The following is a 6,000-nucleotide window of genomic DNA, read 5'->3' as shown; positions in this document are numbered from 1 at the left end:
GACATCACATACTTCTGGTTAGCGTCGGCGTGCGAAGCATCGGTACAATAGGGGAGTTCTCCGCTGGATATCCAGAGAGGTCCCCTCCATGACAGACACACCTCCGACCAAGGTCACGCAGCAGCACGCGATGATCGAGGAGCGACACCCGCTTGATCCGATCCTCAAGCCGCGCTCGGTCGCCGTCATCGGCGCCACCGAAAAGGTCGGCTCGGTCGGCCGCACCATCCTCTACAACCTCGTCTCAAGCCCGTTCGGCGGCACGGTCTATCCGGTCAGCCCGACGCGTAAGAGTGTCCTCGGCGTGCGCGCCTACAAGTCGATCGCCGATGTCCCCGATCAGGTGGACTGCGCCGTGATCGTCACCCCGGCGCCGACCGTCCCGGCCATCGTGCAGGAATGCGTCGACAACGGCGTGCCGGGCGCGGTGATCATCAGCGCTGGATTCAAAGAGACCGGCCCAGAAGGGAAGGCGCTCGAGGACGAAATCCTCAAAATCGCGGCCGGCAAGATGCGCATTATCGGACCCAACTGCCTCGGCGTGATGATGCCGCGCGGGCACTACAACGCCACATTCGCCGGCGGTATCGCCAACCCCGGTAACGTCGCATTCATTAGCCAGTCGGGCGCGATCTGTACGTCGGTGCTGGACTGGAGCTTTACCGAGAACGTCGGCTTCAGCGCGTTCATCAGTATCGGCTCGATGCTCGACGTCGGCTGGGCGGACCTGATCTACTACCTCGGCGAAGACCCGGCCACGCAGAGCATCGTCATCTACATGGAGTCGATCGGCGATGCGCGTGCCTTCCTGAGCGCAGCGCGCGAGGTCGCCCGCCGCAAGCCGATCATCCTGATCAAGGCCGGGCGCACCGCCGCCGCCGCCGCTGCTGCTGCTAGCCATACCGGCTCGATGACCGGCAGCGACGACACGTTCGCCGCGGCGCTGCGCCGCATCGGCGTGCTGCGCGTCGAGCGCATCAGCGATGTGTTTTACATCAGCGAGGTACTGGCCAAACAGCCGCGCGCGCTGGGCAACCGGCTCAGCATCGTGACCAACGCGGGCGGACCCGGCGTTCTGGCGACCGACGCGCTGATCCTCGACGGCGGCGAGCTGTCGGACATTAGCCCAGAGACGATGGAGACGTTCAATTCGTTCCTGCCGTCGGCATGGAGCCACAACAACCCGATCGACATCCTCGGCGACGCCGACCCCGAACGCTATGCGAAGGCGCTTGAAGTCGCGGCGGCCGATCCGCATGCCGACGGGATGCTCGTTATCCTCACGCCGCAGGCGATGACTGACCCGACCGCCACCGCCGAACGGCTCAAGCCATACGCCAAGATCGACAACAAGCCGGTGCTGGCGAGCTGGATGGGCGGCGCGGCGATCAAGGAGGGCGAGGCCATTCTCGCCGAGGCCGGCATCCCGACCTTCCCTTATCCCGACACGGCCGTGCGCCTGTTCAACTACCTGTGGCGCTACGATTATAGCTTGCGCGGTCTGTACGAGACTCCCGACCTACCGGAAGATCACTACGGCGATGTCCCCGATCGCGCGGCCGTGGAGGAAATCATCAAGGCGGCGCGCGAACAGAAGCGCGACATCCTGACCGAGGACGAGTCGAAGCGCATTCTGGCGGCGTACAAGATCCCGACGGTCGCCAACATTGTCGCCAAGACCGAGGACGAGGCGGTCGCCGCCGCGGGGAAGATCAGCTACCCGGTCGTGATCAAGCTGCACAGCGAGACGATCACGCACAAGACCGACGTCGGTGGTGTGGTGCTTAACGTCACCAACAGCGACGGCGTAAAGCGCGCGTTCAACCAAATCCGCGAGAGCGTGACCGAGAAGGCCGGAGCGGAGCACTTCGGCGGCGTCGCGGTTCAGCCGATGATCCGTATGACCGACAGCTATGAGCTCATTCTCGGCAGCAGCCTTGACCCGCAGTTTGGACCGGTGCTGCTTTTCGGCACGGGCGGCTCGCTGGTCGAGGTCTATAAGGACCGCGCGCTGGGCCTGCCACCCCTCACCACGACGCTGGCGCGCCGCATGATGGAGCAGACCAAAATCTATACCGCACTCAAGGGCGTGCGCGGCCGCAAAGCCGTCGACATGCCGGCACTGGAACGCCTGATGGTGCGCTTCAGCCAGCTCGTGGTCGAACAGCCGTGGATCAAGGAGATCGACATCAACCCGCTGCTCGCGTCATCGGAACGGTTTGTTGCGCTCGACGCGCGCGTCGTGCTGATGCCGCCCGATACCGACGAGGCCGAGCTGCCGCGCCCGGCGATCCGGCCGTACCCGCGTCAATACATCCACCCGTGGACGAGCAAGACCGGCGACGAGTTCGAAATTCGGCCCATCCGGCCTGAGGACGAGCCGCTGGTCTCGAAGTTCCACGAGCACCTGTCCGAGCGGTCGGTGTATCTTCGTTATTTCAGCATGATGAAGCTCGGCCAGCGCATCGCGCACGACCGCTTGTCGCGCTTGGCGTTCATCGACTACGACCGCGAAATGGCGCTGGTCGCCGTGCGCCGTTCATCGAATGGCGAGCCGGAAATCCTCGGTATTGGCCGGTTGACCAAAGCGTACGGTCGCGGCGAGGCGGAGTACGGGCTGCTCATCAGCGATCTGTATCAGCGCATGGGGCTGGGTACCGAACTCCTGAAGCGCCTGATCGAGTGGGGTAAGGCAGAGCACGTCAAGCAGATTTGGGCGTATGTGCTGCCCGAGAACACCGGCATGCTCAAGATCTGCAAGGCGCTGGGCTTCACGCAGAAGTTCGACGCCGAAGAAAAGCTGATGCGCGTCACGCTTGACCTCTAGGGAAGTTGTCAGGTGTCAGTAGACAGTCGTCAGGCGTGAGGTTCGCGTGTGATATTCGCGCACATATTGAATCGACGGGACACGGCACTGCCGTGTCCCGTCGATTCACGCCCCAGATACGCAACAAGGGCCGCGCTCGGCTACCCTTGTTCAATTACGTTGCAGGTTGAAGTGACTACCCCTGCAGCTCGTCGCCGCTCGGGTCGCCTTTCTTGGGCAATTCGCGGCCTATGATGTCCGGTTGGTACAACGTATCGCCGATGCGGTACGGCACGAATACCACCGGACGCCCATGCCCGCGTTCGATCTGATCGGTATACAGAGCGGCGCGGATCACGCTCGTCGTCCCGTTGTGCAGCAGGTTCTCCCACCACTTCGACACGACGAACTGCGGGATGACCACAATGGTCGGCAGGCGCTCGGGATCGGCCGTGTCGCGTTCATGCAGGTACTGTACCAACGGAACACTGATCTGACGGAACGGCGATTCGATAATGTCCAGCGGGACTTCGTCGAGGTTCCACTGCGTCCACTTCTTGCGCAGGACCTCGATCTGCGCAGGTTCGACGGCGATCGCCAGCGCGCGCACATTGTCACTGATCTGCAGCGCGTACTCGAGCGCTTGCAGCGACGAGCGGTTGAGGCTGTTCATCAGCACGATCATCGGCGCGTGGTTGCGCAGCAAATTACGTACCCGCGGCGGGGTGGGTGAAAGGCCATCAAGCGACAACGAGTGCGCGACCTCACCATAGTGACTATGGATCTTGAGGAACATCGCGATCAGCAGCGGGATCGCGACCATCACGAGCCACGCGCCCTCGGCAAACTTCGTCACCATCAGGATGATCCCGACGACGAACGTGCACACCGCACCGAACGCGTTCATGCCCAGTTTGAACCGCCACGATCCAGTCGGGACGAATCCTTCACGACTACGGTCGCGCAGCCAATGAATGACCATGCCGCTTTGCGAGAGCGTGAAGCTGATGAACACGCCAACGGCATACAATGGAAGCAGACTGTGTTCGCGCGCGTCGAAGATCACGATGAGCAGTGACGCCAGCACAGCCAGCAGTATGATGCCATTGCTATACACCAGCCGATCGCCGAAGTTCGTCAATTGGCGCGGCAGAAACCGGTCGGCCGAGATGAGCGACGCAAGTCGCGGAAAGCCGTTGAAGGCCGTATTGGCCGCTAACGATAGGATGAACAGCGTGGCGAACTGCACGTAGTAGAAGAAGACCGTGCTTTCACCAAATACCTCGGCGTTGATCTGCGCGAGGACGGTTTGCCCGCCATGCCCACCCACTTCGATCGGGAAGTGGTTGGCGAGGAACGTAATGCCGATGAACAGCGTCGATAGAATCGTTACCATCACGATAAGAGTCTGCCCGGCGTTCTTGCTTTCTGGAGGCTTGAAAGCCGGAATTCCGTTGCTGATGGCTTCGACACCGGTGAGTGCGGTACAACCCGCGGCGAACGCGCGCAAGACGATAAACAGCGTCAGGCCCTCGGTCGCGCCGATGATGCCATCGGTCAGGATCTGGCCTTCGTGAGGGGCGGGGATGTTGCCCGTGACGATGCGGACGAGGCCCCAACCAAGCATCATCAAGATGCCGATGACGAAGGCATACGTCGGAATTGTGAAGAACGTGCCGGATTCCTTGACACCACGAAGGTTCATCAACGTCATGAAGGCGACGATCACGATCGCCAATGGAACACGCAGGTGTGCGATTTCCGGAAACGCGGATGTGAGCGCAGCGACGCCCGCAGATACCGACACGGCGACGGTGAGGATGTAGTCGATGAGCAGCGCCGCGGCAGCGATCAGCCCCGGAAACGTGCCTAGGTTGTCCTTCGCGACGATGTACGCGCCGCCCCCGTTAGGGTAGGCGTGAATCGTCTGGAAGTAGGAGAAACTGACGATCAGCAGTAGCGAAGCGATGCCGATGGCAATGGGCCAGCTCACGGCCAGCGCGCCTGTGCCGGCGGCAATCAAGACGAGCAGGATCGCCTCGGTCGCGTAAGCACTCGAGCTGAGCGCGTCGGAGCTAAACACAGCCAGCGCCTTTACTTTCGAAAGGCGCTGTTCAATTGCTTGGTGGGTTGCGAGCGGCGCCCCGATGAGGGTCCGGCGAATATCAACCATGTGATGACCTAGAACTACCCCGCAAAAGCACTACGGTTCGATCATAGGCCTGTCAGCCGGCAACGTCAATTGCGCCGGCCTCAATGTTTGGTGCTATTGCACAGGTTTCCGGCTACCGCGCCGCGGCTGCTTTACGTCCTTCGATCGCCTGCCGCTTGACCTCGAGCATCTGCGCGTGATGCCCGAACTCGTGCATCAGGCTAAAGATGTAGGTGGCCTTATAGTCGGTCTCGCCGAACAGTTCGACAAACCGATCGCTGCGCTTGACGGTGGCGAGCAGCGGTTTGTCGGGCATTGAGTCAAGAAAGGCAAGACGCATCCGCAGGCTTTCGTCGAGGCGCTGCTCGAGCTGCGACTTCTTGGTCACGGTGCGCCAGTCCGTCTCGTACCGCAAGCGGACCTCGTTGGGGTAGGAGATGCCACGTGCCAGAACCGAGGTGAGCGCCGCACCCTCTTCGGTGCTAGCGGTCACATGTACGATGAGGTGGGCGATGCTCCATCCGATGTGCTCTTCGCCGGCGCGGGCATACGGATCGTTGGCTTCAGGGTCGACAGGGTCAAAGGTAACGTCGGCGTCATCGAGGTCGGCGATAAGCTCGCGCATGAACGCGATACCAGCGACGGCCGTTTCGCGAATGTCCGCTAGCGTGTAGTGGGCGGAGAACTCGCCCGCTTTCAGCTTCCGCTCGCGAAGTGGGGTGAAATCGATAACCATCAGGGCTCCTCAATCCAATGAATGAACGTAGTGCGATCAGGTGGCCGGCCCCGTCCGGTGCTGTGCGCATGGCGCACGCTTCCTGTCCGCAGTTTCGACGCTTGAGCGTCGCTCAACCTAACCGTAGAATCATTAGGTCTTTGTTAGACTACTCGAAAGACATACCAAATTTGCGTTAAGCGCAGTAAAACTTGTGGCGGAATGGTCATTAGGCTACAATTCGACACGCGTAGGCGGGGGATGACTGGGGAGTCCAACCCGTCGGGCGGCAAGTTGCGCTCATACGCAGTTTCAAGTTGGCTTTAC

3 protein-coding genes are annotated in these 6,000 nt (G+C 61.4%); 1 reads left to right on the top strand and 2 read right to left on the bottom strand.

Annotation, left to right across the window (positions count from 1 at the left end):
* Positions 1–88: 88 nt before the first annotated feature.
* The gene (locus tag IPM16_09125) at positions 89–2,827 is read left to right on the top strand and encodes a bifunctional acetate--CoA ligase family protein/GNAT family N-acetyltransferase (GenBank protein ID MBK9123269.1); all 2,739 of its coding nucleotides are present in this window, start codon (positions 89–91) and stop codon (positions 2,825–2,827) included.
* Between the two features lie 175 nt (positions 2,828–3,002).
* Here IPM16_09125 and IPM16_09120 read toward each other — a convergent pair whose 3' ends face one another.
* Both IPM16_09120 and IPM16_09115 read right to left on the bottom strand, forming a co-directional pair.
* Complete coding sequence (locus IPM16_09120) at positions 3,003–4,979, bottom strand: APC family permease (protein MBK9123268.1); 1,977 nt, start codon at positions 4,977–4,979, stop codon at positions 3,003–3,005.
* A gap of 112 nt (positions 4,980–5,091) precedes the next feature.
* Entirely contained in the window at positions 5,092–5,694 is a 603-nt protein-coding gene (locus tag IPM16_09115; GenBank protein ID MBK9123267.1) for a DinB family protein, read from the bottom strand.
* Positions 5,695–6,000: the final 306 nt, after the last annotated feature.

Origin of the sequence: Candidatus Flexicrinis affinis (assembly GCA_016716525.1) — a bacterium.
GTDB classification, from domain to species: domain Bacteria; phylum Chloroflexota; class Anaerolineae; order Aggregatilineales; family Phototrophicaceae; genus Flexicrinis; species Flexicrinis affinis.
This window is presented reverse-complemented; position numbering and strand designations above follow the sequence as displayed.